Source organism: Nonomuraea africana, assembly GCF_014873535.1.
Classification (GTDB): Bacteria; Actinomycetota; Actinomycetes; order Streptosporangiales; family Streptosporangiaceae; genus Nonomuraea; species Nonomuraea africana.
Window position 1 is genome coordinate 1,637,120 of record NZ_JADBEF010000001.1, and the last position, 26,803, is coordinate 1,663,922.

At 70.5% G+C, this 26,803-nt stretch carries 24 protein-coding genes; 13 read left to right on the forward strand and 11 right to left on the reverse strand.

From position 1 onward, the window contains the following. Positions 1-3: 3 nt before the first annotated feature. Both H4W81_RS07445 and H4W81_RS07450 read right to left on the reverse strand, forming a co-directional pair. On the reverse strand, positions 4-1,029 hold the full coding sequence (locus tag H4W81_RS07445) for a zinc-dependent alcohol dehydrogenase family protein (protein WP_192774107.1): 1,026 nt from the start codon (positions 1,027-1,029) through the stop codon (positions 4-6). Between the two features lies 1 nt (position 1,030). After that, on the reverse strand, positions 1,031-1,861 hold the full coding sequence (locus tag H4W81_RS07450; RefSeq protein ID WP_192774108.1) for a helix-turn-helix transcriptional regulator: 831 nt from the start codon (positions 1,859-1,861) through the stop codon (positions 1,031-1,033). A 102-nt stretch (positions 1,862-1,963) separates the two neighbouring features. Between H4W81_RS07450 and H4W81_RS07455 the strand changes: the two genes are divergently transcribed. From H4W81_RS07455 to H4W81_RS07465, 3 genes are all read left to right on the forward strand, one after another. Continuing rightward, positions 1,964-2,671 (forward strand): SDR family oxidoreductase, encoded by a 708-nt coding sequence (locus tag H4W81_RS07455; RefSeq protein ID WP_192774109.1) that lies wholly within the window; start codon positions 1,964-1,966, stop codon positions 2,669-2,671. Positions 2,672-2,707: 36 nt separating this feature from the next. Continuing rightward, positions 2,708-4,087 carry a glutamate-cysteine ligase family protein gene (locus tag H4W81_RS07460; RefSeq protein WP_192774110.1) on the forward strand — a complete coding sequence of 460 codons (1,380 nt, stop codon included), beginning with the start codon at positions 2,708-2,710 and terminating at the stop codon, positions 4,085-4,087. Between the two features lie 63 nt (positions 4,088-4,150). Then, positions 4,151-5,173 (forward strand): hypothetical protein, encoded by a 1,023-nt coding sequence (locus H4W81_RS07465; protein ID WP_192774111.1) that lies wholly within the window; start codon positions 4,151-4,153, stop codon positions 5,171-5,173. 146 nt (positions 5,174-5,319) lie between these two features. Here H4W81_RS07465 and H4W81_RS07470 read toward each other — a convergent pair whose 3' ends face one another. Next, the gene (locus tag H4W81_RS07470; protein ID WP_192774112.1) at positions 5,320-6,036 is read right to left on the reverse strand and encodes a PaaX family transcriptional regulator C-terminal domain-containing protein; all 717 of its coding nucleotides are present in this window, start codon (positions 6,034-6,036) and stop codon (positions 5,320-5,322) included. Between the two features lie 30 nt (positions 6,037-6,066). Here H4W81_RS07470 and H4W81_RS07475 point away from each other — a divergent pair, with 30 nt between their 5' ends. From H4W81_RS07475 to H4W81_RS07485, 3 genes are all read left to right on the forward strand, one after another. Continuing rightward, a complete protein-coding gene (locus H4W81_RS07475) occupies positions 6,067-7,767 on the forward strand; it encodes an acyl-CoA dehydrogenase family protein (RefSeq protein WP_192774113.1) in 1,701 nt (566 codons plus the stop codon). Positions 7,768-7,885: 118 nt separating this feature from the next. Further along, entirely contained in the window at positions 7,886-8,407 is a 522-nt protein-coding gene (locus H4W81_RS48395) for an RNA-guided endonuclease InsQ/TnpB family protein (protein WP_318782493.1), read from the forward strand. Positions 8,408-8,519: 112 nt separating this feature from the next. Beyond that, complete coding sequence (locus tag H4W81_RS07485; protein WP_318781587.1) at positions 8,520-10,610, forward strand: TerD family protein; 2,091 nt, start codon at positions 8,520-8,522, stop codon at positions 10,608-10,610. A 292-nt stretch (positions 10,611-10,902) separates the two neighbouring features. On the opposite strand, the gene H4W81_RS07490 is transcribed toward H4W81_RS07485, so the two are convergent. Next, on the reverse strand, positions 10,903-13,410 hold the full coding sequence (locus H4W81_RS07490; RefSeq protein ID WP_192774114.1) for a polysaccharide lyase family 8 super-sandwich domain-containing protein: 2,508 nt from the start codon (positions 13,408-13,410) through the stop codon (positions 10,903-10,905). 313 nt (positions 13,411-13,723) lie between these two features. Here H4W81_RS07490 and H4W81_RS07495 point away from each other — a divergent pair, with 313 nt between their 5' ends. Beyond that, positions 13,724-13,984 carry a hypothetical protein gene (locus H4W81_RS07495; protein WP_192774115.1) on the forward strand — a complete coding sequence of 87 codons (261 nt, stop codon included), beginning with the start codon at positions 13,724-13,726 and terminating at the stop codon, positions 13,982-13,984. Positions 13,985-14,345: 361 nt separating this feature from the next. Here the strand turns inward: H4W81_RS07495 and H4W81_RS07500 are convergent, their stop codons facing one another. The 3 genes from H4W81_RS07500 to H4W81_RS07510 form a co-directional block, all read right to left on the reverse strand. Beyond that, positions 14,346-16,811, reverse strand: a complete 2,466-nt coding sequence (locus H4W81_RS07500; protein WP_192774116.1) for a 3-keto-alpha-glucoside-1,2-lyase-like domain-containing protein — start codon at positions 16,809-16,811, stop codon at positions 14,346-14,348. A 188-nt stretch (positions 16,812-16,999) separates the two neighbouring features. Further along, entirely contained in the window at positions 17,000-18,118 is a 1,119-nt protein-coding gene (locus H4W81_RS07505; RefSeq protein WP_318781588.1) for a bifunctional alpha/beta hydrolase/OsmC family protein, read from the reverse strand. Between the two features lie 253 nt (positions 18,119-18,371). Beyond that, the gene (locus H4W81_RS07510; RefSeq protein WP_192774117.1) at positions 18,372-18,884 is read right to left on the reverse strand and encodes a DUF3841 domain-containing protein; all 513 of its coding nucleotides are present in this window, start codon (positions 18,882-18,884) and stop codon (positions 18,372-18,374) included. Positions 18,885-19,099: 215 nt separating this feature from the next. On the opposite strand from H4W81_RS07510, the gene H4W81_RS07515 reads away from it, so the two are divergent. Then, positions 19,100-19,522, forward strand: coding sequence for a hypothetical protein (locus tag H4W81_RS07515; RefSeq protein ID WP_192774118.1), 423 nt, complete (start codon positions 19,100-19,102; stop codon positions 19,520-19,522). 95 nt (positions 19,523-19,617) lie between these two features. Here the strand turns inward: H4W81_RS07515 and H4W81_RS07520 are convergent, their stop codons facing one another. Continuing rightward, positions 19,618-20,292, reverse strand: coding sequence for a PRC-barrel domain-containing protein (locus H4W81_RS07520; protein WP_192774119.1), 675 nt, complete (start codon positions 20,290-20,292; stop codon positions 19,618-19,620). Between the two features lie 280 nt (positions 20,293-20,572). Between H4W81_RS07520 and H4W81_RS07525 the strand changes: the two genes are divergently transcribed. Together H4W81_RS07525 and H4W81_RS07530 are read left to right on the forward strand one after the other, a co-directional pair. Further along, positions 20,573-20,836, forward strand: a complete 264-nt coding sequence (locus H4W81_RS07525; protein ID WP_192774120.1) for an SDR family NAD(P)-dependent oxidoreductase — start codon at positions 20,573-20,575, stop codon at positions 20,834-20,836. Beyond that, complete coding sequence (locus H4W81_RS07530) at positions 20,833-21,411, forward strand: TetR/AcrR family transcriptional regulator (protein ID WP_192774121.1); 579 nt, start codon at positions 20,833-20,835, stop codon at positions 21,409-21,411. The genes H4W81_RS07525 and H4W81_RS07530 overlap by 4 nt, the downstream gene beginning before the upstream one ends. A gap of 4 nt (positions 21,412-21,415) precedes the next feature. Here the strand turns inward: H4W81_RS07530 and H4W81_RS07535 are convergent, their stop codons facing one another. Then, entirely contained in the window at positions 21,416-22,480 is a 1,065-nt protein-coding gene (locus tag H4W81_RS07535) for a glycerophosphodiester phosphodiesterase (protein WP_192774122.1), read from the reverse strand. Positions 22,481-22,666: 186 nt separating this feature from the next. Here H4W81_RS07535 and H4W81_RS07540 point away from each other — a divergent pair, with 186 nt between their 5' ends. Then, complete coding sequence (locus tag H4W81_RS07540) at positions 22,667-23,488, forward strand: NAD(P)H-binding protein (RefSeq protein WP_192774123.1); 822 nt, start codon at positions 22,667-22,669, stop codon at positions 23,486-23,488. Positions 23,489-23,509: 21 nt separating this feature from the next. Here H4W81_RS07540 and H4W81_RS07545 read toward each other — a convergent pair whose 3' ends face one another. Then, complete coding sequence (locus tag H4W81_RS07545; protein ID WP_192774124.1) at positions 23,510-24,013, reverse strand: DUF5946 family protein; 504 nt, start codon at positions 24,011-24,013, stop codon at positions 23,510-23,512. A gap of 414 nt (positions 24,014-24,427) precedes the next feature. On the opposite strand from H4W81_RS07545, the gene H4W81_RS07550 reads away from it, so the two are divergent. Then, complete coding sequence (locus H4W81_RS07550; protein ID WP_192774125.1) at positions 24,428-24,949, forward strand: SigE family RNA polymerase sigma factor; 522 nt, start codon at positions 24,428-24,430, stop codon at positions 24,947-24,949. Beyond that, positions 24,946-26,193, forward strand: coding sequence for a hypothetical protein (locus H4W81_RS07555; RefSeq protein WP_192774126.1), 1,248 nt, complete (start codon positions 24,946-24,948; stop codon positions 26,191-26,193). The genes H4W81_RS07550 and H4W81_RS07555 overlap by 4 nt, the downstream gene beginning before the upstream one ends. 26 nt (positions 26,194-26,219) lie before the next feature. Here H4W81_RS07555 and H4W81_RS07560 read toward each other — a convergent pair whose 3' ends face one another. Further along, positions 26,220-26,801: a helix-turn-helix domain-containing protein gene (locus H4W81_RS07560; protein WP_192774127.1), complete on the reverse strand. Its 582-nt coding sequence runs from the start codon at positions 26,799-26,801 to the stop codon at positions 26,220-26,222. Positions 26,802-26,803 lie beyond the last annotated feature (2 nt).

Sequence of the window (26,803 nt, forward strand, 5' to 3'; positions counted from 1 at the left end):
CACTCAGGGCACGATCATCGTCACGCCCGGCACCGAGCCGATCGAGGCGAGCGCCTTGCCCGCGTCGGCCAGGCCGATCGTGCGGGTGACGAGCTGGTCGGGGTGGAGCGTGCCGGCCCTGATCAGCTCCAGCATCGGCCCGTAGGCGTGCGCGGCCATGCCGTGGCTGCCCAGCAGGCTCAGCTCGTGCGCGATCACCCTGCCCATCGGCAGCGGCGTGTTCTCGCCCGGCAGCAGGCCCACCTGCACGTGGCGGCCCCTGCGGCGCAGGCTCTCGATCGAGGCGGCCGCGGTCTGCGGGCTGCCCAGCGCGTCGAGGGAGACGTGGGCGCCGCCCCTGGTCAGCTCCCTGACCTGGTCGGCCGCGTCACCCGACGAGGCGTTGACGAAGTGGGTGGCGCCCGCGCGCTCGGCCAGCTGCAGCGCGTCGCCGCTGACGTCGACGGCCACGACGCGGGCGCCCGCGGCAGTGGTGATCATGACAGCGGACAGCCCGACACCGCCGCACCCGTGCACCGCCACCCACTCGCCCGGCCGCACCGCGCCGACGTGGGCGACCGCCCTGAACGCGGTGGCGAAGCGGCAGCCGAGGCCGGCGGCCGTGGTGAAGTCCATCTCCTCGGGCAGCGCGATGAGGTTGACGTCGGCGTGGTCGATCGCGACGGAGTCGGCGAAGGAGCCCCAGTGGGTGAAGCCCGGCTGCGTCTGCCGTTCGCACACCTGCTGCTCTCCCGCCGCGCAGGCGGCGCAGGAGCCGCAGGCGCAGATGAAGGGGACGGTCACCCTGTCGCCCTCGCGCCACCGGCGCACGTCGGCGCCGACGGCCGCCACCACGCCGGCCAGCTCGTGGCCGGGCACGTGTGGCAGCGCCTTGATGTCGGGGTCGTGGCCCTGCCACCCGTGCCAGTCGCTCCGGCACAGGCCCGTGGCGGCCACCCTGATCACGACGCCATGGGATGCGGGAGAGGGATCGGGCAGCTCTCGCAGGTCGAGCTCGCCGCCGAACAGGTCAAACGTCACCGCGCGCATCTCATGAGCTTAGAGTCACCTCCCGCAACCTGCGCAAGGCCTGGTGGGAGGGGGAGCCAGGTTCGGTGGTGTAGAGGACGAGCCGCAGGTCCTCCCTGTCGGGCACCGGCAGGACCTGGCAGATCGCGTCGATCACCCCGACGGCGGGGTGGGTGATCTGCTTGCGCTGTTCCCTGCGCGGCTTCACCTCGTGCTCGGCCCACAGCGCGGCGAACTCGGGACTGAGCGCCAGCATCTCGGCGACCAGCGCCTGGATGCCGGCGTCGTCCGGGTAGCGGCCCGCCGCCCAGCGCAGGTCGGCGACCGAGGCGCGGGCGAAGCGGCCCTTCTCCTCGTCACTCAGGTGCTCGGCCAGGTCGGGGGAGCGGAAGACCCAGCGGATGACGTTCAGGTCTTCGGGGGGCCGGGTGTCCAGGCCGCCCATGAGGGCGCCGGCCAGGGGGTTCCACGCCAGGATGTCGTACTTCGCGTCGAGCACGTAGGCGGGCACCTCCTCCAGGAAGGCGATCAGGTGCAGGATCGAGGGCGGCACGTCGGCGCGCAGCCGCGCCGGCTCCAGCGCCTGTCCCGCCAGGTGGAACAGGTGGGCGCGCTCGTCGGCCGACAGCATCAGCGCCCTGGCCAGCGCGTTGAGCACCTGCCGCGAGGGGTACGGGCCCCTGCCCTGCTCCAGGCGGATGTAGTAGTCGATCGACATGCCCGCCAGCTGGGCGACCTCCTGGCGGCGCAGTCCCGGGGTACGGCGGCGCTCCCCCTCGGGCAGGCCCACCTCGCGGGGTGTCACCCGCGCGCGGCGGCTGCGCAGGAATCCGGCCAGCTCGTCACGGTTCATGACGCCAGTCTCGCCCACCTCGCCGAGCCGTGGGTGGTACCGCCGATCCCAGCCTCACGGGGTCTCTCCCGCCCGCCCGGCGGCCGGACCAGCGTTGACCCCATGACGACAGCTCTCATCACCGGCGCCAACAAGGGAATCGGCTTCGAGATCGCCAGGCAGCTCGGCGAGCGCGGGATCACCGCGATCGTCGGCGCGCGCGACGAGGAGCGTGGCAGGGCCGCCGCCGAACGACTCGGCCTGCCGTACGTGCGGGTCGACGTCACCGACCCCGGCAGCGCGCAGGCCGCCGCCAAATGGATCGAGCAGGAGTACGGCGCGCTCGACATCCTCGTGAACAACGCGGGCATCGCTGTCTGGCAGGAGGACGCCAGTCCCAGCGCCACCTCCGCCGACGTGCTCAGGCAGGTCTACGAGGTCAACGTGTTCGGCGTCATGACCGTCACCAACGCCATGCTGCCGCTGCTGCGGCGCGCGCCGGCGGGGCGGATCGTGAACATGTCCAGCGAGCTCGGCTCCATCGCCATGGCGATCGATCCCGAGAGCCCCTTCTGGCCCCTCAACCTGGTGGCCTACAACTCCTCCAAGGCCGCGCTCAACATGATCACCGTCTCGTACGCCAAGGAGCTGTGGCACACCCCGATCAAGGTCAACGCCGCCAACCCCGGCTACTGCGCCACCGACCTCAACGGCCACACCGGCTTCCGCACGGCCGAGCAGGGCGCGGCGATCGCCGTTCGCCTGGCCACCCTGGACGACGACGGCCCGAGCGGCGCCTACCTGCAGGACGAGGGGACACTTCCCTGGTGAGGTGTGGACACCTGCTGACCGGACAGTAACCGGGGCATGGGACAAGATGTGGACAAAGAGCGCTTTTCCGAGGCGGACTACCTCCGCTTCGGGGAGCGCCTCACCGAGCAGCTGGCCGAGCTACGCGAGCTGCTCGATAGACCCGGCTTCGGCGAAGGCGTCACCACGGTGGGCGCCGAGCTGGAACTCTTCCTGATCGACGAGCGCGGCAGGCCGCTGCCGCGCAACGCCGAGGTGCTCGACAAACTGGGGGACAAGCGCCTGACCGTGGAGCTCGGCCGCTACAACGTGGAGGCCAACCTCACCCCGCTGCCGCTGGCGGGACGGCCGTTCACGGCCCTCGCGACCGAGATGCAGGAGCTGTTCAAGGCCGTCGACGGCGCGGTCGTCGACGGGGGAGCGTTGCCCATCGGCATCCTGCCCACGCTCGGAACCGGCGACTTCACCCAGGCCGCGATCAGCGACGAGGCCCGCTACCGCGCGATGGGCAGGGGCATGCGGCGGCTGCGGCTCGAGCCGTTCACCGTGCGGATCGACGAGCTCGAGCTGGAGGTGCAGGACATCATCCTGGAGGCGGCCAACACCTCGTGGCAGGTGCACCTGCGCACGCCCGCCGCCGCCTTCGCCAGGCTCTACAACGGGGCCCAGCTCGCCATCGGTCCCGTGCTGGCCGCCTGCGGCAACTCGCCCCTCTTCCTCGGCAGGCAGCTGTGGGAGGAGACCAGGATCGCGCTGTTCGAGGAGTCCTCCGACGACCGTGACGTCGGCCGCCGCTTCCGCAGGGACGGCCGGGTCACCTTCGGCTCCGACTGGGTGCGTGAGGGGGCCATCGAGCTGTTCGAGCGGTACGTGCGCGACTACGAGCCGATCATCCCCGCGCTGTCCGACAAGGGCGAACTGCCCGAGCTCCGGCTCCACCTGGGCACCATCTGGCAGTGGAACAGGCCCGTCTACGACCCCGCCGCAGGCGGCCACCTCCGCATCGAGTTCCGCGCCCTGCCGGCCGGCCCCACCTGCGCCGACATGGCCGCCAACACCGCCTTCCTGCTCGGCCTCACGCTGGCGCTGGCCGAGCGGGACCTGACGGGGCGGCCGTTCGGCGACGCCTACCAGAACTTCTACCGCGCCGCCATGCGCGGGCTCCAGGCCAAGCTCACCTGGGACGGGAAGGAGGTGCTCGCCGCCGACCTCGTGCTGTCGCTGCTGCCCGAGGCCAAGGCGGCGTTGCTGCGCGCGGGCGTCGACCCGGCCGACGCCGCCGACCTCGACATCATCGCCCAGCGCGTACGGCTGGGCCGTACGGGAGCGGTCTGGCAGCGGGAGACGCTGGCCGAGCTGGGAGGAGACACCGAGGCGCTGGTGCGCAGGTATCACGAGAACGCGTTGACGGGATTGCCCGTGCACATGTGGCGATAACCGAACCACTTGCCCCTTTCGCCCGTCAAACTAACCCAAAGACGGGATAAAGCGAGGGGAAAGATGATGGTTCCTGCGGACAAGGCCGCTTTCACGCTACGACGGGCGACGGGGACGCTGGCCGAGGGCGCCGACAAGCTCGCCGCCGACCTCGGGGCCACGCCCGTGGAGGCGGTACTGGCCCAGGCCAACAGGAAGGCGGTGCGCAACGGGGCGGCCGGCGCGTTCGGCACCATGCGGCCGAGGCCCGGCGAGTGGTACGCCTTCGACGAGAAGGACAACGACACGCCCGATTGGTACCCGCAGGGCCTGACCTGCGCCGAGGACTCCGGCTCCGTCGGCGTCCCGGTCTTCGTCGCCAGCTGGTACTTCAAGCCCGAACCCCCCGCGGTGGAGCGGGGGATCAGGGTGACGTTCCTGAGCCCGCAGACGCTGCGGTACCAGCACGCCCTGCTCGTGGAGGCCAAGCCCGACGGCTCCTACGGGCCGATCAACATCCACGCGGGCGGGGTCGCGTGGTACGGCGAGCACCTGTACGTCGCCGACACCAAGCGCGGCCTCCGGGTCTTCGACCTCGGCAAGATCCTCGACCTGCGGACCGGCCAGAACGACCTGGGCGACGGGGCGCGCATCGGGCGGTCGGACGGCAGGTACCACGCCTTCGGCTACCGGTACGTGATCCCGCAGACCGACTTCTGGCGGGTCGCCACGCCGGGGGTGCACTTCTCCTTCGTCGCGATCGACCGCAGCACCAGCCCGCACACGCTGATCTCGGGCGAGTACGTCGCCGAAGTGCCCACCGGGAAGGTCGCCAGGTGGGCCCTCGACCTGACCGACGGCGTGCCGCTCGACGCGTTCACGATGGGACAGCCCAAGATTCAGGGCGCGGTGTCCTACCGCGGGAAGTGGTACCTCAGCCAGACCGTGGACGCCCGTTCCAACGGCAGACTGGTCGTCGACTCGGGCGGCCAGGTGGCGGTCCGGCCGTTCCCTGTGGGACCCGAGGACCTGACGGTCTCGGATCGGCGGTTGTGGAGCGTCACCGAGTTCAGGAACCGCAGAGTCATCTTCGGCGTCGACCTCTGACCCTCTGATGGCTCGTGTCCCACTCGGGCGGCCTGGCGTCTGCTCGGCCCGGCACTCCCGCTCCTGGTTTCTCCGCTTGCCCGATCCGGCTCGCCTGGCCGTTCTCTCGAAGAAGCCTGTGCCCGTGACCGCGGGAAGGGCCGGAGTCAGCCGTTGAGGTGCTCGTGGAGCGCCCGCCGGTAGTCGCGGTCGAAGTCGTCGTAGCGGGCCCGCAGCCGCGTTCCCGGCCAGTCGGCGGGCAGCAGCTCGGCGGGCAGCAGCGGGTCGGCCAGCAGGTGGCGCAGCACCGCCGCCGACACGAGGAACCCCTCGGCCAGCCCTTTCGCCTGGCCGAGGACCCGTTCGAGCCGGCGCGCCTCGGCCGCCCACCCGTCCAGGTCCCACAGCAGCGCCGTCGGATCCTCCCGCGGCCGTCCGTCGACGAGCGTGCACTGGGCGGTGACGATCTCGGGCCACCGCCTGATCAGGTTGGCGGGACGCAGCCAGGTGCCCTCCCGCAGCTCGGCCAGGCGGAGCGCCGTCATCGTGTGCCGCAGCGCCGCCCGGTCCGAGGGCGCGCGCCGCTCGGCGGTCACGATCGCGATCTCCCAGGTGCCGTCCCACGGCCTGGTGTGCGGGGAGCGGCTCTCGTCCTGCCTGGCCTGCCGCTCGCGCAGCCGTTCGGACAGCTCGTAGCGCCCGTCGTCCTGCACCAGGTCGCCGGCGGCGACCATCCGCGACAGCGCCACCCGCACGGTGCCCTCCGCGATGCCGAACACCTCCCCGACGCGCACGAGCGCCCTGCTCGGCAGGCGCGGAGGGTGGCTGCCGAGCAGCGCGCTCAGGACGGCGGAGCGGGCGGTGAGAGTATTACGGTCTTCCATCGCGTGTCGATTATATGTAACACTCCGAGAATGGCGAGCTATCTGATCGAACCCGTGGACGGCTCAAGCGGCCGTTACGACACCGCCCGCTACCAGGGGGCGACCGGCCGCAACTGGTGGACGAGCGATCCCTCGCTGCGGCTGCTGATGCGCCGTCACCTCGGAGAGGGCTACGGCTGGGCCGAACCCCACCTGTCCCGCCTCGGCGCGCTCATGAGCGGACCGATCGCCGCCTACGCGGAGGAGACCGACCGTAACCCGCCCCGCCTGGAGAAGTACGACAAGTGGGGCCGCGACGTCAGCCAGGTCGTCATGCCGCCGTCGTTCACGTCGGCGCGCGAGGCGCTGATGGCCGACAACTTCACCTCTCCCGAGTTCGCCGCGACCGCGGAGCGGAACGGCGCGAACCCCGCCGCGCTGTCCGTCGCCTGGACGTACCTGCTCGACCAGGCCGACATCGGGATGGGCTGCGCACTCGGCACGGGCGGCGACATGGTGGTCTCCCTCGCCGAGAAGCACGCGCCCGCGGACGTCCTCGAACGAGTCCGCACGATCTTCGCCAACGGCTTCTACTCCGGCGAGGCCGCTCAGATGTTCACCGAGCGGACCGGCGGCTCCGACCTCGCCGCGCTGGAGGCCGCGGCCACCCCCGACGGGGAGGCCTGGAGCCTGACGGGTCTCAAGTGGTTCGCCTCCAACGCCAACGGATCCGCGTTCGTGGTGCTCGCCAGACTCCCCGCGGGGGACGTGGCGCCCTTCCTCGTGCTGTGGGAGCGCAGGGACGGCACGCGCAACGGCGTGCGGATCAGGAGGCTCAAGGACAAGCTCGGCACCAGGTCCGTCGCCTCGGCCGAGGTCGAGTTCACCGGGGCCGAGGCCTTCCTGCTCGCCGGCTCGGGCTCGGGTTCCGGGCTCGGCACGATGATGAAGCTCACCAACGCCTCCAGGCTCGGCGTCGCGATGATGGGTGTGGGCGTCGCCCGCCGAGCGCTGGTCGAATCGCTGTGCTACGCCTCGGCGCGTGAGGCGTTCGGCAAGCGGCTGATCGACCAGCCGCTCATGCGGCGCAAGCTGGCCGAGCTCATCGTCGAGGTCGAGGCCGCCCAGGCGCTCGTCTTCGACGGACACCTCGGCCCGCGCCTGCGCCTGGCTCCCGCGCTGGTGAAGCTGCGCGCCGCCAGGCTGGGGGTGACCGCCGCCAGCGACGCGATCGAGATCCACGGCGGCAACGGCTACATCGAGCAGTGGCCGGTCGCCCGCCTGCTGCGCGACGCCCAGGTCAACCCGATCTGGGAGGGCGGCGACAACATCCTCTGCCTGGACGTACGGCGGGCCATGCTCCGCGAGAACGCTCACGAGCCGTTCCTCGACCGGTTGGAGGCCGCTGCCTCGGCGGCTCCTTCGAGCGATCCCGCGACCGTCGATCTTGTGCGATCCAGGATCGGTGATCTCCGCAAGGCGATCACCGTGTGGTCATCGCTTGACCAGGTGGCGGCGGAGGCGAGGCTGTTCCCTCTGGCCCAGCTCATGGCGGACGTCTACGCGGCGGCTCTCCTGCTGGAGCAGGCGGGCTGGGAAGAACGCTCCGGGTTCGGTGACCGCAAGGCCTTGATCGCCCGCCTCTACGCCGACGCCCACCTCGTCGAGCACGGTCCGCTCCGCGGAATCGATCGTCCTGCGGAGGACCTGGACCGCTTCGACGATCTGGCTTCGGGTGCGCTCGAATTCTGATGCGGATCTGCGGAACAGGGCCTTTCGTGGCTCTGTTCCGCCGGAGAACACCGGGCGATGCGCTGATCGCTCTGTGGCCCAGACGACTGTCGAGGCGGGCTCTTCCGCTCTCTCGAAGGTGCCGAGCGCGAGCACAGGACGAACGCCTTCCCGTCGTGTTCGTTGTCACCGACCTCGCGCCAGTACCCGTCGCTCGTGCCGCCGGCGCACCGACCACGCGCACCAGACCGCCTTGGCCTTGGTCCGCGCGGCGGATGTGATCACGGTCGAAGATCTACGCATCGCCAACATGACCAAGAGCCCGGCACCGAAGCCGGACCCCGACCAGGCGGGCGTGTTCCTCTCGAACGGGTCGGCGGCAAAGGCTGGGCTGAACAAGAACATTCTGGACGCGGGTTGGGGGGTGTTCCTCGCGATCCTCACCAACAAGGCTGAAAGCGCCGGTCGGGAAGTGATCTCGGTGAACCCCCGCGACACCTCCCGCACCTGCCCCACCTGTGGGCACGTGTCAGGCGAGAACCGCAAAACCCAAGCCGACTTCGTCTGCGTGGTCTGTGGTCATGCCGCCAACGCCGACGTTGTCGCGGCGAGCAACATTCTCAGGGCCGGGCTGGTCCTGCGCGACGCCCGCGCGGCGTAGCGAGAAGCCACCCGGTTTACGGGGTGGAGGGAGGAGTCACGAAGAGCACGACCGGATCGCCCAGGCCCGCGCGGGTGGCGATCCACGCATATCCACGCTATATCGTGCCTACGTGGATGATCTCATCATTGCCCGGCGTCTGCGCGTTCCCGTCGACGCGGCGGGGGACGGCACGCCCGGCTGGGGTGAGGTGGCCGCCCGGCAGCTCGACGCGGCGCTGCTCAGCGTCGGCTTCACCTGCTCGGCGGCGTTGATCGACCGCCTGTCCGGGCTGCCCGGCGAGCAGGTGGTCGATCTGGGCGTGCGTGTCCTGGCCGCGGTCCGCCGCCTGGTCGGCGACCACGTCGAGCACAACGCCTACTTCATCGACTTCCCCCGGAATGTTCCGGACACCCTGGAGTTCTGGGCGGGGCTGCTGCGCGGGGCCATGCTCGACCCGGTCGCCGCCGCCGGGCTCCAGCCTGGCCCGCTCAACCTGCTTGACCTGCCGCGATACGGCGGCTACCAGCACAGTTACGCCGACCTGGTGGCCGCGCACACCGAGCTGATCTCCCAGGCCGGTGACCGGGTGACCGTGCTGGAGCTGGGCGGGAGCCTGCGGGACGAGGCGCGAGAGCTGTACTTCTCGCTCGCCGGTTCCGAGGTGCCGCTCGCCGCCGAGGACCTGTCCGCCCTGCGTGCACTGGCGGCCTTCTGCGACGACCAGCCCGAGCGCGTTCCGGTGCGCGAGAACCGGGCCGTCATCAACGAGGTACGGCTGGCCGCCGGACAGCCGTTGCTCGTCGACACCGTGACAGATGTGCTCCGGCTGGCGCACGCCTGCTCCGGCGGCGACGTCACGCTGGCCACCCCCACTCGCCTGCGGTCCTTCCGCCGTGCCGAGCGCCGCGTCCTGCTGGCCGCCCTGGACACGGTGCCCCCTGCCAAGCACGGCGACGTGCTGCGCCACCGGGAGCAGTGGAAGCGGCTCGGCGAGCGGCTGCATCCGCACGAGTATCCGCAGTTCCCGCAGGCCGCCCAGGTCTTCGAGGTGGCCAGGGGCGTGCGTAAGGCGACGAGCTTCGACAGCCGGGTCGAGGCCGCCCTGGCCGCGGGCCGTACCGAGGAAGCCGTCTCGCTGCTGGAGAACACCCCCGGCGCGTTGCTGCGCCGGGTCGACCAGCTGCTGCGCACGGGCGGTCCGGCCGTACTGGAGGCGGCGGAGAAGTCCGCCGCGCGCGCCTCCGGCCGGGTGTTGCTCTCTCTGCGCGAGCACCTGCAGAACCGGCGGACCACCGCGGACCGGGTCTTCACCAACCGGTACGGCAGGGCCTGGACGACGCCCGACGTCCGCTCGCCGCTCGGGGAGGAGGTTCTCGGCCGGATGCTCGCCATCCTGGACGCGGAGATCACTCGCCGCCTGCCCGACCTCGGCGAGCTGATCGTCGACCCCGCGGTGCTCGACGTGGCCCTGCCCCTGTCGGGCAAGGCCGTCGCGCCCGGCCTCGGCATGCTGCCCCGCGGCTCGCTGTCGCCCGTGGACGGTGAGCTGCTCAGGTTCTTCGTGCACTGGCGCCAGGCCGAGCAGCGCACCGACTACGACCTGTCCGCGCTCATGCTCGACCCCACGTACGACAATCCGACGCACATCTCGTGGACGGCCTACGCCAACGGCTTCGCGACCTACTCGGGCGACCTCACCGACGCGGCCGACGGTGCCTCGGAGTTCATCGACATCCGCCTCTCCGACGCCACTCAGCCGATCATCATTCCCCAGGTCAACATCTACGCCGGAGAGCGCTTCGACGAGGCCGCCGAGGCGTTCTTCGGCTACATGACCAGGGACGCCGCACAGGAGGGCAGGCCGTTCGAGCCGCGCACCGTGCGGATGAAGTCCGACCTGCGCGGCTACGGCCGCATCGCGCTGCCACTCGTCTTCCTGCGCGGAGACGAGGGTGTCTGGCAGGTGAAGTGGCTGCACCTCTACCTGTCAGGCCACCCGTCGTTCAACCAGGTGGAGGGCAATCGGCTCACCGCGTCACTGCTCGTGCGCTCGATCGTGGAGCGGGACTATCTCAGAGTCGGCTACCTGACCGACCTGCTGCGGGTCAAGGCCACCCCGGCGGGGCGCACCACGTACATCGGGCTGCAGGCGCCCGCCGATCTCCCGGAGGGGACGCGGATCTACACGCCCGCCACCCTGCACGAGCTCATTCCGGCCTGATACCGTGGCAGCCGCAAGGCCATGGGAGAGCTTCCTTCTCACCTCATTGGAGCCGGTCTGCCCGCAAGGGCGCCGGCCTGGATCCAGCGCTCCCGCTTTCCTTGCGTTCCGGCGGGTGAGGCCATTCGCGGGCTTCCTTCTATCCTGGTTCGATTCCAGGTAGGCCCGTAAGGGCCTGCTGGCACATCTAGCTCCCGAGCCTTCCTCACCTGCCGGTCAGCGACAGCCAGGTCGGCTGATGCCTCGGGTCGTGGCCGTCCGGATGGCTCACCTCAGATCCGGCCGAAGGGGATCACGATGAGGTTCGGCGCAGGGTGGCGGTGAAGGTGCGGCCGTAAGCCTGGCGGGTTTCCGCCTGGATCAGGGTGCCGCCCGGCACGCGCCGTACCGTCACCCCCTCATCCGCCGAGGCGAGGCTGAGGGGCGCGCCGCGCAGGACGACGGAGACGCGGTCCCGTTTCATCGTGGGATCGGACAATGCGATCACCGTCTGGTCGCGGGACTGGACGAGCACCGAGGCGGGGCCGTCGATGACGAGGCGTTCGGCGTGGCGCGGGCCCGCGTCGAAGACGTTGGCGGCGACGATCCCGAGGGCCTCGTGCTTGATCGCCTGCACGTGCCGGTTGTTGGCGAGGACGGTCAGGGGGCCGTCCGCGTAACCGCGCAGGCCGGTCTCGGTGGCGTTCGGGACCAGCGCGTAGGCGAGGGCGGCGAGGTCGCCGCTGGCGGGGTGGGTGACGGAGGCGGTGAAGACGTTCTTGGTCACGCTGGTGTCGGGGTTGGCGGTGCGGACGACTCTGCGGCTGCGCGTCACCACCTCCAGCCCGGCCGCGACGGCCTGCCTGGTGAGGAAGGCGTAGCCGATCGCGGTGCGGCGGGTGCCGTTGGCGTAGCGCAGCCAGCGCGGCGGCATGGTGTCACCCGACCGCCAGGCTCCGCCCTCCCAGAGCTCGCCGGTGAGCGCGACCTCGTCGGTGGGGGCGGCGATGCGGCTGTCCACGGTGGTCACCGCGTCGCGCCCGCTCTCACCGGAGACGCCCGCGACCAGCACCACGATCTCGTCGTCGAGCATGAACCAGGACTTGGTGGCGCGGGCGTTCCGGTAGGCGACGAAGTCGCCGGGCAGGCTGCCCGCCTGCTTGGCGGTGTAGGCCACGTCGTCAGACTGGATCAGGCCGGCCGCGCCGTACGCGCCGAGAGTCGCACCGCCGGAGAAGGCGTTCTCACCGCGCGGGAAGTACACGTAGGTGTTCTGGGACTCCGACGAGGAGGTGAAGTTCAGCGGATGACCGGGGTTCTCGTACCAGAAGCGGCCGTACAGCTCGGGCACCGTCCGCCGGTCCTCGACCGGCGCGGTGACCCCGGCCAGCCGGTACGGCGAGACGGTCGTGTAGTAGTCGACGCCGAAGACCTCGCGCTGGTCCTCGCCCGCGAGGTAGAGGTAGTACGCGCCGTCGCCCTGGAACCACGGCATGAGGTTCTCGCCGTTCATGTACTCGTACTTGCTGATCCGGTCGGAGCTGCGCGCCAGCGCGAAGGCGTAGCCGGGGCGCCGGTGGACGGTCCTGTCCATGGCGTTGAACGCCACGCTGCGCGCGGCCGGATTCAGGTCGGCGGCCGGGATGGCGGCGTCGGCGCGGATCGCCGCGTAGCGGGCGATGCTGACCGGGGAGACGAAGGCGGCCGTGTCGGCGGCGGGGATGAACTTGGCGTACTTCTTCAGGGCGAGGGCGTCCGCGCTCCTGGCGTGGTCGGCCAGGTCGGCGATGGCCTCCACGATCACTCCGACGTCGGCGTAGCCGGTGGTGGTGCGCGAGACCGCCCGGCCCTTGACGATCTCCATCATCCACCCCTCGAAGATGAGCGGGGCGAAGCCGTCGGCGATCCAGCGGTACACCACGTCGGCCAGGCCGGACTCGCCGCTGCTCGTCGCGCCCTCGAGCATCTTGATGGTCTGCACGACGCGGGTCAGCAGGATGCGCCCGTAGGAGCCGGTGTAGGCGACCGAGTGGTGCTGGATGAAGGAGCCGTCGCGGTAGTAGCCGTCGGTGACGCCATGCTGGAGGTGGTACGGGTCGATCGTCGTGAAGACGGTGGCCTGGTCGGAGATGGCCTTGCCGATACGGGGGTCGTCGCCGGTGAGCGCGCCCTGCAGGATCCGGTTGGCGGTGATGTCGGCCAGGTTCGCCCCGGTGTGGAAGCGGGAGTCGAGGTCGACGTCGCCGTTCCTGCCGTTGCGCAGGTAGGCGTCCATCGAGGCGATGTAGGTCGCCGCCAGGTCGGGCCGGTCCTCCCGCAACCGTTCGGCCAGCAGCACCAGCGTCCTGCTCACGTGGGTGGGGATGCCGATCTCCCAGTTGTGCCAGTTGCCGTAGTAGCCCTTCGACTGGTCGCCGTAGTAGCGCTCGTGCAGCCACAGGAGACCGTCGATGACCCGCCGCTGGACGGCGACGTCACCGGCGAGCGCACTGCCCGGTGTCCGGGTCGCGAGCGCGATCTCGTACAGGTACTGGAAGGCCAGTCGCAGGTTGGCGTCGTCGGTGCCGAGCCGTAGCCCCGCGAACAGCTCGCCCTCGCCGGCGTTGTCGAGGGCGGCCAGTCGCTGCCTGGCCGCCCTGAGGATCGCCGCCAGCTTGCCGGCGACCTCGGGCCGGGCGTTGACGTCGGGGGTCCCGGCGAAGATCGCCACGGTGTTGGTCAGCAGCCGCGCGTGATCGATCTTCACCGCGGCACGAGCGGGGGACGCCATGGCGAGCAGACCGGCGGCGGGGAGCAGAGCGAGAACCTGGCGACGAGACATCTGTGGCACGGCGAACTCCAGGCATTGGGGGGATATGCCGCGTTTACCTTACCTGCCCGATCTTCGCCCGCCCGGGAATTCACGCGTCTCGCGGCCCGTGGTCTTTGGCGGCACGTCCGGTGGGCGTCGGCGACGCGGGCGGGGTGCGGCGTCAGAGCCCCCACCACGAGGTCAACGGTCACTCGCCCGCGTGCGGGTCCGGGCGCGGTCGGCAGCTTGCAAGGGGCGTGAAAGCGGGATGAAAGGGACTATCAACCAGCAACAGCTAGAAATAGCCCACAGCACGACAAACCAGGCATAAGGGGCTATATCAGTGAACATCCTCAAGTCCGCGCTCGCCGCCAGCGCTATCGTCGCCTCCGCTCTCGCAGTCCCGATGACGATGCCCGCCCAGGCTTCCACGATCAGCACTGCGGCGGTCCACGCCCCGCAGGCGTCCTGCCGCGCGGACATCCCGAACAACAACAACAATAACAACAACAACAACGGAGGTGGCGGCAACAACAATAACAACAACAATAACAACAACGGCGGCCGCGGTAACAACAACAACAACAATAACAACAACAACTAGGATTACGTGCTCTTGGGGTGAGCGCGCTTCGCCGCCAGACCGCAGAACCTGTCGAAAATATAGTCGTCATCGATTGACGAAAGGAAAGTCTCGCATCCTGCCTCGGCTGCGGGACTTTCTGCTGCGTATCTCCCTCACGCCCCTGGTTGCGGCCCTTCTTCGGGCCCGTTCAGCGCCAGATGCTCACGCAGGCAGTCGAGCGCTCACCCTGGGATCCAGCGCCAGATCACGGTCCTGCCCGTGCACCCGCAACCGGATCCGCACGAGGCCATCACGGTCGTCGTCCATTGCCCGTCCTCCGATATTTCGTACAGGTGTGTACGAAATATCTCGGGACGAGCGTAGCCCCCGGGGCGGTTGCTCAGATCACGCTGATGCGTACGTTGCGGAAGCAGACTCGTCCGGTGTGGGCCTGCAGGCCGAGGTAGGCGGGCGCTTCAGGGGTGGTCGGCAGCCCACGGCCAGGATCGGTGTTGGTGAAGCTCGTGACCTGCTGGCCGTTGAGGATCACGGTGTAGTCCTGTGCGCGAACGCGGATCTCGTAGTCGTTCCATTCGCCGGGCGGCCGTACCGCTACAGGTGTGTAGGTCTGGGCGTCGGCTCCGTAGACGGCGCCGGTACGGTGCATGTCGGCGCCGTCGGGCCGGGCCAGATCGTCGATCTGGATCTCGAAGCCGAAGTGCGCCGCGACCCAGGCGGGGTTGTCGTAGCCCTTGCCGGCCGGATCGGGGAAGCGGACGTACACCCCCGAGTTGTCGTCGGGCCGAGTCGCGCGGTACTGCAACCGCAACGAGAAATCGGTAGGCGTGGGGCGGGTGCACCACAGCAGCCCAAGGCCGTCGCCGGGGACGGCCTGCAGCGCGCCGTCCACGATCTGGAACCGGCCGGCGCCGGTCATCCGCCAGGCGCTCATGTCGGTGCCGTCGAACAGCACCTCGTGGTTGTCGGTGGCGACGAAGCGGCGGGCGGGAGTGAGATGCTCGGCCAGCCGCCGGGCGAGCGCGACGCCCGTCAGCATCGGGTTGGGCGAGCCCAGCCGCGGGAACAGGGCCGGGCCGGCCGCGTAGGCGTTGTCCACGCCGTGCAGGCGGCAGTCGGCGTTGGTGACGGAATCGGCCGGATCGTCGCCGAGCCGCAGGGTTCCGCCCTCGTGATGCGTGGTGCCCAGCCCGTCACGGCGGCGCCCGAAGGGCACCACGTGGGAGGGCGACTGCCCGGCGGGCACCGGGCGGAACGTCCCGCGGTCGAGGACCTCGAACGGTGACCCATTGGCGAAGGCCAGCGCGGCGGCGTCGGCACAGGCGTCCATGTCGTCCCACAGCCGCCTGTCGGCCTCGCTGGGTGACAGGTGCACGAGCGCGCGAGGAACGCCGTACTCGTCGAGTTCGGAGTCCAGCCGGATCCGGCTGGCCGGGTTGCCGGGGTCCATCTCGCCGATGCCGCGCAGTGTGATCACCACGTGCGTGTCGTTGGCGGAGCGGAACCGGTCGAACAGGTCGATGTCAGGCAGCTTCTTGAACAGCTCCGCCTCGGAGTCGCCGCCTCTGGAGCCGAGCCCGGCGGCCGTGATCTGCAGGTGGAAGAAGCGCTCGCGCTCGTCCGCGGCCATTGAATGCCCCTTGAGGAACAGGGCCGCGGCCATGAGCTCGCGTTCGGCGATGTGGCCCAGGGCCTCCCGTGGAATCCGGATGGTGAGGTTGGAGCGCAGGTGCGCCATCAGGCCGCTGCCGATGGGGCCGGTACCCGGCAGGGAGCCGAAGGCGTCCTGCACCAGCCTGGTGCTCTCGATCGTGCCCAGCGCGATCACCACCGAACCGCCGGGAGGCAACGGCACGTAGCCCTGACCGGTCTGCACGCCGATGACCTGGCCGCCGCGCGTGTCCAGGCGCGTCACGTGGCATTGGGGCACGATCATCAGCCGCTTGTCGGCGTCGATCCCGCCCGAGTCGGTCCAGGCGGCGCGGGCGGCCTGCACCAGGAGCGGGCCTGCGCTGAACTTGTTGTTCGGGAAGAACCCGGGCCGGCTGCTGGCCTGCACGGCCAGCGGGGCCTCCAGCTTCAGCTGGTCCGCCAACTCCTGGACGTGGTGCTCGCCGGCGCTCTCGGGGCCTATGCCCAGCAGGTGGGTCAGCCGTCCCAGCGAGAAGGGCCCGTCGCGCAGGGCCGGATGGTTGGGCAGCGTCGACAGGTCCATCGCGGCGGGGACGAGCTGCCGGCTCACCGCCTTGTAGAGACGCTCCCGCAGGGCCATGTGCAGCGGGCCGAAGATGAAGTCGTTGGTCTGGTCGACGCCGATCTGCTCGCCGGCCTTGTCGAGCCGGTCGTCCTGGAGGTCGTCAACCACGGCTTTCGGCCAGACCGCAGGCGACAGCTCCTCGGGCAGCGGCCGGGGCGCCCAGCCGCCCCAGTACAGCGACCGGCCGCCCACGCAGTACGCCAGCCCGGGAAACGGCACAGGGGAATGCCATGCCAGCCCCCACACCTCGTTGCGTGCCACCTTCTCCTTCCCGATCCGCCGCAGCGCGGCGATGCTCGTCGGGTCGGGGACGGCCAGGCCCAACATCGGCAGATTCTGGACGTGTTCGGGCAGCACGAACGGGCCGGCCTCGAGCACGAGAACCCGGTGCGTCCGAGAGACGTCGACGTGGAACATGTGCGCGGCCACCACCGCACCGAAGCTGCCGCCGCCGATGACGACGACATCGAACGGGCGGGCGCCGGGGAAGGCCTGGCCGTCTGTGCTGCTCATCGCCTCGGCCAGGGTGTTGCACACGTACCGACCGAGAACATCGCGGGAGAAGTCGGTCACCTGGGCCTGCGTCGCCATGGGCCCCGCCTTTCGTCAGCGCCCTGAAGACGCAGATCCACACATTCCGCTACGAATCTAACACACACAGCTACTCTCTGTAGTTAGTCGTGTGCCCATCGCTGACGCACTGCGGGCGTGATTCGTCATGACGAGCGCGGTGGCCGTGTGCTCCTCCGCGACGGGAAGCGCTTGATCGCGTCCAGGGGCTAACGTCGCTCCACCGTCTGGATGATCACTTCTCTGTTGAGCGTGCGATGCACGGGGCACTTGTCGGCGATCTCGAGGAGCTTGCGGCGCTGCTCCTCGTCCAGCGGGCCGTCCAGCCGGATCTCCCGCTCGATCTGGTCCAGCAGACCCTCACTGGTCTCGCAGTCGGCGCAGTCCTTGGCGTGTATCCGCCGGTGGCGCAGCCGTACCGACACCCCGTGGAGCGGGAGGCCCTTGCGGTCGGCGTACATGCGGATGGTCATGGACGTGCACCCGCCGAGCGCGGCGAGCAGAAGGTCGTACGGCGTGGGCCCCGCGTCGGCCCCGCCCACCGACACCGGCTCGTCCGCGGTGAACCGGTGTCCGCCGGCGGTGATCTCCTGCGTGTAGCGCCCGACCTCACGAACCTCCACCACGCCGTCCCGCTGTTCGGGCCGGGGCGGCGTCGGCGCGTCCACGTAGCGGCGCGCCCAGGCGGCGATCACACCGGCCGCGTACGCCGCATCGGCGTCGCCGCTCAGGAGGTGGTCGGTGCCGTCGAGCGAGACGAACGACTTCGGATGGCGGGCCGCGTCGAAGATCGTGCGGGCGTGGTCGATGCCGACGATCGCGTCTGTCGGGGCGTGCATGACGAGCAGGGCCTTGTGCAGGCCCGTGATGCGCTCGCGCTGCGGCTGGGCGGCGATGTCGTCCAGGAAGGCGCGGCTGACGCGGAAGCTCCTGCCCGCCAGGCTCACCTCCGCTGTCCCCTCGATGTCCTGGTGAGCGTCGGGGAACAACCCCGCCACGTGGGCGGGATCCGCGGGGGCGCCGATGGTGACCACCGCCCGGGACTCCGGGATCCGCTCGGCCGCGGCCAGAACCGCCGCCCCGCCCAGCGAGTGCCCGATGAGCAGGGCCGGCGGCGCGATGGTGTCGCGCAGATGGCCGGCGGCCCTGACGAGGTCCTCGATGGCCGAGGTGAACTTCGTGTTGCAGAAGTCGCCGCCGGGCTGCCCGAGCCCGGTGACGTCGAAGCGGAGGACGGCGATGCCGAGCGCGGCCAGTTCGCGGGCGATGCGGGAGGCGGCGGGCACGTCCTTTCCGCAGGTGAAGCAGTGCGCGAACAGCGCGACCACTCGGGGCGGGCCGTACGGGAGCTCGAGTCTCCCGGTCAGAGGCGTACCGGCTGATCCGGTGAAGGTCACACGCTCACTGCGGATTTGTCCGCCTTGTCCCGTCACGTGGAAAGCTTAGGCAACCTGCTCGCCGCGCGCTCCAACATCTGGCGCCGCAGCTGGATGAAACCGCAAAACGCCTGGCGACGTGCCTGGTCGCTCTCGACGTCGCGTCTGGCCTGTGCCGGCCAGCGACTCGGCGCTCGGGGCACGGTCAGGAGCTGATTTCCTCGTCCTCGTCCTCTTCCGGCCTGAACGGTTCCAACGGACGGACGCCGAGCACCCATCCGGCTGCGACACGCGGAAGGCAGGCCTGCACCCCGGCGAGCTCCTCTTGGCCGATCGACCAATCCATGTCCGGCGATCCCTCGCCCATGATGATCGCCTCCATGAAATCGTTCCAGCGCCCGTACGAGCTGAGCAGGACGGCCTCGTCCGGCACGTCCAGGTCGAGCACCACACAGCGGGCGTACTCCTCAGGGGTCTGCGGGCAGAGGAGCAGTTCCGCCGTCACCGCCACGCTGTTGTCGCGGGTGTCCGGCCCGGCCCACGCCCACACCGGCGGCCGGCCTCCGCAGTCGAGGCCGCGCCGTGCCATCTCCGCCACCATCTCCTCGTAGCAGGCCCGGTAGTTCCAGACCATGATCCGGGGCCAGTCCCCGACCAGCTCGCCGGCATCCTCCAGCGACTCGAGAACCGCTCGATGCTGGACCGTCCACAAACGCATCGGGCGATTGTGTCAGCGCGGGACAGAACGATCTACACATTTAATGCGGGACCCGGTGACGGTCCAGCGGGGCGGACAGGGGTTCGGCCGTGGCGCCTGCAGCCTCAGCTCCACCACCGCGACGTCCACGGTGGTGCTGCGGACTCCTCAGCGCGACTTGCTCGTCAACCCCCGGGAAGGACCCTGCGCTTGGTGCCACCCGCGCGGTGACGAAGATGGATCACTCGACCCCGGGCTCGCTCCCGGCGAACCGGCGCCCGCCGGCCCAAGCTCGGCTCCGGCGGATCCTCGCCATGGACGCGGCCGGGATGACCGTGTTCGCGCTGGCCTATCTCCTGGCCGCCGGCCCCGTCGCACGGGCTCTCGGCGTCGCAGAGCAGCTGGTGCTGGTCGCCGGGGCCCTCATGCTGGCGATCGGCGCAGGCGTCGGGCTGCTGGCGAGCCGCTCCCGCCCGCCGGCCGTCCCGGTACGGCTCGTCATCGCGATCGGGATCGCGTGGGCGCTGGCCAGCGTGGTCTCCCTGGCTCTCGGCTGGTTGCACCCCAGCACCGCCGGGACGGTATGGATCATCCTCCAGGCCGTCCCCGTGACGGTGTTCGCCGCCCTCCAGTCCGCCGCCCTGCGCACCCGAGCCTGACCCCCGCCCCTCTCCCTTGGGGAACGCCGGGTCAGGCGGATCACCGAGTGCCCCGGTCGTGGCCGCCGGGGCACTCTCTCAGCAGCGCGCCGCCGTCAGCGGTCGCGGCGCTTCCGCTCGTCGCGTACGTCGCCCTCGGCCTCCACGCGCTCCTTGCGCACCTTGCCCGAGACGGTCTTCTGCGCGTTCACCTGCTCCTTGGACAGCTGCTCCGTCTCGGTGACCACGTACTTGCGCAGCCGCGCCCGACCGGCCTCGCGCCGCTCCTTGCCGACGCGAAGGTGCTCTTCCGAGCGCGTCATCGCGTCGTCGGCCGACCTGCCTGCCTGGGAGGGGAGACCGGCGTCGGCATTCCCCCGGCCGGTGGCCCGCCCCGCCTGCTGACCGGGGACGACGCCCTGTCCGGGTACGGGTCTGCGGCCGTCTCCGCCCTGCCGGCCCGACACGGCGTTCCAGTCGAGCCCGTAGTAGCGATAGAGCTCGCGCTCCTCGTCCTGCGAGAGATGGCCGCCGGACTCGACGTCGGCGCGCGGCGCGTCCTTGATCATGGCCTTGTCATAGGCGACCTCGACCCGATCACCGTCCACCCGCGCGGCGCGCAGCGGAACGAAGGACTCGTGCATGCCGAACAACCCGGTCTTGACGGTCAGCCACTCGGGCTGGTCGGTGTGGTCGTCGAGGTAGACGTTCTTGACCTCGCCGACCCGGTCCCCGTTCCTGTCGTAGACCGTCTGTCCGATGACCGTCTGGATCTGCTCCTGCGTGATCACGTACAACTCCCCCTTGTGTGGTTCACCGAGGAATTGCCCGCGCTCCTGAGACAGTTATCCCGGTTTGCCGGATTGTGGACGCAATGCGTACCCGGCGGAGGCGGAGCGGGGAGCGGAAGGGGCGGCGGCAAAGATTCGCCCTGGACGGACAGACGGAGTCTGTGCCGCTTGTTTGTTCCCGATCAGGCTTCATCCGGCCGCTGTCTCAACTGCGTCGAAGCGATGATCGAGCTCCGCCCGTGCTTGATATTAGATCAATTCTCTAGAAAAATGCTCTAGCATGGCGTCCACAGTGGTGGTGACGGGCGGGAACCGCGGCATCGGATACGCGGTGTGCGAGCGGCTGGCCGGCGAGGGGTTCAAAGTGCTGCTGGTCGCGCGGGATCCGGAGCGCGGCGCGCGGGCCGTGGCGAGCATCGAGGGCGACGTGGGGTTCGTGGCGGGCGACCTCACGACGATCGCGTCCGTCAGGCGGCTGGCGCGGGACGCCGAGCTGGCCGGGCGCGTCTGGAAAGAGGCCGAGGCGCTAACGTCAGCGGGGTGAGCAGGCACAAGCGCAGCGAGGAGACGATCAGGCGGCTGCTCGACACCGCGCTGGAGATCTACCCCGGCGACTTCACCCTGCGGGCCATGACCACGCGCAGCGGCGTGAGCATGGGCAGCCTGTACCACCACTTCGGGAGCCTGGAAGGACTGGCGGCGACGCTGTACAGCCGGTGCATGGGCGACCTCCTCGACACCCTGCTCGCCGCCGTCGAGGGCGCCGAGACCGCCCGTGACGGTGTACGGCAGGCAGTGGTGGCCTACCTCGGCTTCACCGCTGATCACCCGGACCAGGCCCGCTTCATCCACGCGGCGCCGTACGCCATCGACCTGGGCCCGCACGCGGAGCGGATCGCGGCGGACAAGGCGCCGCGCCTGGACCGGCTGAGCGCCTGGATGCGGCCGCACATGGACGAGGGCACGGTCGCGAGGCTGCCGATGGCCCAGGTGGAGATGCTCCTGATCGGGCCGGTCGCGGAGGTGACCAGGCGGTGGCTGGCAGGCGCGCCGGAGATCGATCTGGCCGAGTCCGCCCGGGTGCTGCCCGAGCGCATCTGGCGGTCGCTGCGCGGGTAGTCGGCTACTCGGCGTGGCTCTTGGGGCGGTACTCCTTGGGGAGCTTGAAGCCGCGCTCGGCCATCACCTGGCGCAACCGGTCCGGATAGTCCGTGATGATGCCGTCCACCCCGTCGTCGATCAGCTTGTTCATCGTCGGCTCATCGTCGATCGTCCACGGAATCACCTTGAGGCCCAGACCGTGCGCCTGCTCCACCATCTCCCTCGTGACGTACGGCTGGTAGCCGGGGTCGGTGATCTTCCCGTTCTGCGGGAAGCCGTGCACCGGCGAGAACGCGTCCGCGCCGAAGGACTTGACCGCCTTGAGCGGGTCGCCGCCGAAGTCGTCGATGTCGATGCCGCCCAGCCACGGCGAGGCGCCGGGCCGTCCGGTCTGCAGGAAGTCGCGGTTGGTCAGCGCGACGATCGGCAGCCGCGGCTCGACCTCCCGCATCCGCATGAGGGCGCCCCAGTCGAAGCTCTGGATCGTGACCTGCCGCAGCAGCCCGGCGCGCCGGATCTCCTCCACCGCGACCTGCACGAACTGCTCCCTCGGCGCCGTCTCATGGGGCGCCCCGGCCTCGACCTTGGTCTCGACGTTCAGCGCGACCCGGCGCGCGCGATAGCTGTTGACCAGGTCGAACACCTCGCGGAGCAGCGCCATCCTGGCCCCGGGCACCGGGCGCTGTCCGGGGAACTCGGGCTTGGTCACCGAGCCGCAGTCCATCGTCCGCACCTGGGCGAGGGTCAGCGTGTTGATGTACTTGCCGACGTACGGGAACTCCGGGTCGTCCGGTACGGCGGGCGCGGTGTCGCGGCAGACCCTGCCGCTGATCCGCCGGTCGTGGGTGACGACCGCCTGGCCGTCCTCGGTGATCTGGATGTCGAGCTCCAGCGTGCTGACTCCCAGCTCCAGCGCGTTGGCGAAGGCGGGGAGCGTGCTCTCGACGACCAGCCCCAGCCCGCCCCTGTGAGCCTGTAGGTCGAAGCCGTGGCGGTTACCGGCCTCGGCGGCGCCGGCCGTACCGGCGGTGGCCGCCAGCGTGGCGCCGAGGACTGCGAACGCGGACAGCGCGCGCCATCTGCTCATGTGTCATCCGTCCGTCGAAGGGTCGTGCGGTCACTCGAAGATCCAGCCATGGTGAGGCCGCCGAGCGTACGGAAGTTGAGCACGAGGCAAAAGATGCATGAGATGTCATCCGCTAATGCGGAACGAATCTTGCCGCATTGGTTCCTAGTGTGGTCATCACAGCCCGCAAGGTGAAGGAGAACCACTATGACCATCCTCGTGACCGGTGCCACCGGAACCGTCGGCCGCCACGTCGTCGAGCAGCTCGTCGAGCGCGGTGAGCGGGTCCGCGCCCTCACCCGGAACCCAGCCAGGGCGAGCTTCCCCGCGGGCGTCGAGGTCGTGGCCGGCGACCTGACCGTGACCTCGACGCTGGAGGACGCGTTCGCGGGCGTCACCGCGGCGCACCTGATCAATTGCGGCGGCGACGACCTCGCGGTGCTCCAGAACGGCAAGGAGATCGTCGACCTCGCCGTCGCGTCGGGGGTGCGCAGGGTGACGGTGCTGAGCGCGTGGGACGACGGACCGCTGGAGCCCGCCGTACAGGCCAGCTCGCTGGAGTGGACGCTCGTGCAGCCCACCGAGTTCATGGCCAACGCGCTGGAGTGGGCGCAGCCCATCCGCGAGAGCGGTGAGGTGCGCGAGCCCTTCCCCGGCACCAAGACCGCGATGATCCACGAGGCGGACATCGCCGCGGTCATCGTCACGGCGCTGACCGAGGAGGGGCACTCGGGCCAGAGCTACTTCCTGACCGGCCCCGAGCTGCTGGACGTCCCCGACAAGCTGCGCCGCATCTCCGACGCCATCGGCCGCGAGATCGGCCTCGTCGAGCTGACCCGCGACCAGGCCAGGGCCGAGATGCTGGCGGCCGGCGTGCCGGAGGAGATGATCGCCTTCAAGTTCATGGTCTTCGGCGACCTGCCCTGGGGGCCCTACACCGTCCAGCCGACCCTCGAGAAGGTCACCGGACGGCCGGGGCGCACCTTCGCCCAGTGGGCGGCCGAGAACGCCGACAGGTTCCGCGCCTGACGCGGGAGCCGGTGGATCGCCTCAGGTGCCGAGGGCCAGGGCGTTCCACCGGCGGACCGTGGCGTGGTGCGGCGACCAGGCCTGCCACACCTCGCGGCCCCATGCCCAGACGAGTCGCTCGTGCTCCACCGCGTCCCGCGCGGCGAGCACGTCGACGGCGGTCATCAGGCCGTGCAGCGGGGGCGGCCGCAGCCAGTGGAAGTAGCCGGGCCGGTCGGCCATCATCCGCTTGTGCAGCATGGCGCCGTCGCGCGGATCGGCGGCGCCCTCGACGAACAGGCACAGCGTCATGAGGCACAGGGCCACACTCTGGATCTCCCTCCGGCTGTCGCCGGCGGGGTGCTGCACGATGTAGGCGTCGACGACGAGCTGGTGGACGTGGCGATACTCGGCGATGCCGTACGAGCGGGCCAGCAGCTCGCCGTAGCGTTCCCGGCACTCGGCCGAGGCGCCGCGCTCGCGGGGGAGCGGCCCCCCGGTGGCCGGGGCCACCAGCCCGCATCCTGGGCAGAAGGTCGTGGTCATCGCTCCCACGCTATGGACTCCCGTACCGTGAGGGTCAACCGCCCAGCGCCACCGCGATGGCCCAGCCGACGTAGCCCGCGTTCACCACCACCCCTCCGACGCCTCCGCGCCGAGGTCGGGATCCCGCTCGTCCGGCTGCGGCAGTGGGGGCGCGCCTGAGAAGCTCGATCGCGCACCTGTCCGGCCATCACGTGGCGCAGGCCGCGGCCGCCGCCGGCTTCGCCGACCAGGCCCACCTGACGCGGACCGCCCGCGGCTTGCTCGGCCGAACCCCCTCCTCGATACGGCGGTGACGCGCATGCCGTCGCCGCGAGGTCCGCGGTGGCGACGATCCGGTGAAAAGGTCGTGGCGGAGGCATAGCGTCATCCCTCCGGGAGCGTCTCAAGGGCGACAACCGAACTGTGGAGGTGATCGTGGACGCCGCAGAAGAGCGACGTTTCCGCGACTTCGTTTCGGCGCGGTCCCCCGCATTGATGCGCCTGGCGTTCCTGCTGACCGGCGGTGACCAGCACGCGGCGGAGGACCTGCTCCAGGCCGCCCTGGCCAAGACGGTCGCCAGGTGGCACGCCGTGGACGCGCCGGAGGCGTACGTGCGCCAGGTGATGTACCGCCAGCAGGTCTCGTGGTGGCGCCGGGGGGCGCTCCGCCGGGAGACCACGGTCGCCGAGCCGCCGGAGTGGGCCGTCCAGGACGCGACGCACGCCGTCGAGGTGGGCATCGTCGTCCGGCGCGCGCTGGCCAAGCTGGCGCCCAGGCAGCGGGCGGTGCTGGTCCTGCGCTACTTCGAGGATCTGCCGGAGGCCGAGGTCGCGGCGGTTCTGGGCTGCTCCGTGGGCACCGTGCGCAGCACCACCCATCGTTCGCTGGCCAGGCTCCGGGCCCTGGCGCCCGAGCTGGCCGAGCCGTACAAGATCATTGGGGAGGCGATGGCGTGAAGATCGACGATGTCGTGAAGGACACCCTGGGCCGGTGGGCCGAGGAGGCCACGGTGCCGCAGGGGCTCGCCGATCGGGCGCTCGGCAGGCGCAGGCGGAACCGGATCAGGGCGTTCGCGGTGATGGCAGGGGCCACCGCGACCGTCGTGGCGGCCGCTCTCACCGTGCCGGCCCTGGTGCAGGGGAGCGGTGGCGAGTCCGGTGTCATCCTCGTCGAGGGGAAGGTCGCCGACGATCCCGCGATCTCCCTGACGGGACCGCTGGAGGTGTCGGCCGACCCGGACGCCACGCCGCCCACCAAGCTGGTGGCGACCGAGAAGGTGGCCATGTACGCCTACCACACCTGGGACTACGAGAAGATCTCGGACACGCGGCAGATCCTCAAGCGGACCTGGTACCTCTACAACCCCGACACGGCGACCTACGAGAAGACCCCGTGGGCCGCCGTCGACGTGGCGGACGGCGGGCACGTCGCGGTGCTGGAGGAGCCCCAGGCCCGCCGGGTCGGCCTGCTGGGGCCGGGCGGCCAGGTGCGGTGGATCGACCTCGAGCAGCCCGCCTCCCAGCTCAAGTGGTCTCCCGACGGCCGGAAGCTGCTGCTCGTCAGCTACGCCGCCAACCCCAACGAGCAAGGCGTCTTCGACGAGGACGGGTCGTCGAGAGAGGTCGTCCCCGTCACGCGCACCGGCTTCTCCGTCGTGGACGTGGCCGCCGGTCAAGCGTACTTCCGCCCGCTCCCCGCCGGCGGCGACACCGCCTGGGCCCGGAACGTGGACCTGCACTGGAGCGACGACGGAACCCTGATCTGGGACTGGGACACCGGCAGCGAGTCGTCGCCGCCCCCCAGGCGGTTCTACGACCTGGACGGCAGACCGCACGCGGCCCCGCCGAACCCGGCCGACACCGGCCAGGAGGCAGGGCTCTCGCCCACCGGCCGTTTCTCGGCCATCCACAGCCCTGACAGGAGCGCGATCGCGGCGGTACTGGACACGTCCTCCGGCGTGACCACTCCGCTCAAGCCCGTCGCGGGGCACTGGATCGAGCAGGTCGTCATCTGGTCCGGTGACGACCACCTGATCACGTGGGCCTGCGAGCTCAAGGGCTCGGACGGTTGCGAGGTCAGCGAGTTCCGCAACCGCCTGCTGCTGGTGAGCGTCGACGGCAGGCAGGCGATGCCGCTCACCGGGTTCCGGGAGAACAGCCAGAAGCCCGGCTCGTGGGAGCCGCTCTTCGCCCGCCGCTGAGGCGCCCGCCCGCACCCTGACGGCGTTCACTGCGCTGTTCTGGGATAGCGGCCGTCGTGTGCGCCGATGTAGATCACCACGACGGTGTATCGGGTCGTCCGGTCCTCGGCGGCGCGATAGGTGTGGGGCCGGTCGCCGCGCAGCGAGAGGGCGTCGAGGGCGGGGACGACGAAGGTGGCGCCGCCGATGTCGACCTGGAGGACGCCCTCGGTGACGTGGATGAGTTCCTTGGTGCCGGCCGGGTGCCCGGCGTCGTGAATCGCGTCGCCGGGGTGGAGGATGTGCTCCCACAGCTCGTGGCGGCCGTCGCCGACCAGGAGCGCGGTGGTGCTGCGGCCGTGCCGGGAGACGAGAGCGTCGGCGCGGCGGGCGAGCGAGCCGAGCTGCGTGGGCGTCTCCACCAGTTCGCTGATCGGGATCTTCAGGGCGTGGCACAGCCGGGCCAGGGTAGCCACGCTGGGGTGCGTGCGAGCGGTCTCGATCTGGTGGATCATCCCGCGGCTCACCCCGCTGGCCGCGGCCAGGTCGTCCAGCCGCCAGCCGCGCAGTCCGCGGGCGGCGCGCAGGTTGGCGGCGAGGGTCTGGCCGACCTCTTCGACGATGTCCACGA

What these genes read in the sequence shown, in the direction of transcription:
- H4W81_RS07445 (WP_192774107.1), bottom strand. Translation starts at nt 1,029, where the DNA reads ATGCGCGCGGTGACGTTTGACCTGTTCGGCGGCGAGCTCGACCTGCGA.
- H4W81_RS07450 (WP_192774108.1), bottom strand. Translation starts at nt 1,861, where the DNA reads ATGAACCGTGACGAGCTGGCCGGATTCCTGCGCAGCCGCCGCGCGCGG.
- H4W81_RS07455 (WP_192774109.1), top strand. Translation starts at nt 1,964, where the DNA reads ATGACGACAGCTCTCATCACCGGCGCCAACAAGGGAATCGGCTTCGAG.
- H4W81_RS07460 (WP_192774110.1), top strand. Translation starts at nt 2,708, where the DNA reads ATGGGACAAGATGTGGACAAAGAGCGCTTTTCCGAGGCGGACTACCTC.
- H4W81_RS07465 (WP_192774111.1), top strand. Translation starts at nt 4,151, where the DNA reads ATGATGGTTCCTGCGGACAAGGCCGCTTTCACGCTACGACGGGCGACG.
- H4W81_RS07470 (WP_192774112.1), bottom strand. Translation starts at nt 6,036, where the DNA reads ATGGAAGACCGTAATACTCTCACCGCCCGCTCCGCCGTCCTGAGCGCG.
- H4W81_RS07475 (WP_192774113.1), top strand. Translation starts at nt 6,067, where the DNA reads ATGGCGAGCTATCTGATCGAACCCGTGGACGGCTCAAGCGGCCGTTAC.
- H4W81_RS07490 (WP_192774114.1), bottom strand. Translation starts at nt 13,410, where the DNA reads ATGTCTCGTCGCCAGGTTCTCGCTCTGCTCCCCGCCGCCGGTCTGCTC.
- H4W81_RS07500 (WP_192774116.1), bottom strand. Translation starts at nt 16,811, where the DNA reads ATGGCGACGCAGGCCCAGGTGACCGACTTCTCCCGCGATGTTCTCGGT.
- H4W81_RS07510 (WP_192774117.1), bottom strand. Translation starts at nt 18,884, where the DNA reads ATGCGTTTGTGGACGGTCCAGCATCGAGCGGTTCTCGAGTCGCTGGAG.
- H4W81_RS07515 (WP_192774118.1), top strand. Translation starts at nt 19,100, where the DNA reads ATGGATCACTCGACCCCGGGCTCGCTCCCGGCGAACCGGCGCCCGCCG.
- H4W81_RS07525 (WP_192774120.1), top strand. Translation starts at nt 20,573, where the DNA reads ATGGCGTCCACAGTGGTGGTGACGGGCGGGAACCGCGGCATCGGATAC.
- H4W81_RS07535 (WP_192774122.1), bottom strand. Translation starts at nt 22,480, where the DNA reads ATGAGCAGATGGCGCGCGCTGTCCGCGTTCGCAGTCCTCGGCGCCACG.
- H4W81_RS07540 (WP_192774123.1), top strand. Translation starts at nt 22,667, where the DNA reads ATGACCATCCTCGTGACCGGTGCCACCGGAACCGTCGGCCGCCACGTC.
- H4W81_RS07545 (WP_192774124.1), bottom strand. Translation starts at nt 24,013, where the DNA reads ATGACCACGACCTTCTGCCCAGGATGCGGGCTGGTGGCCCCGGCCACC.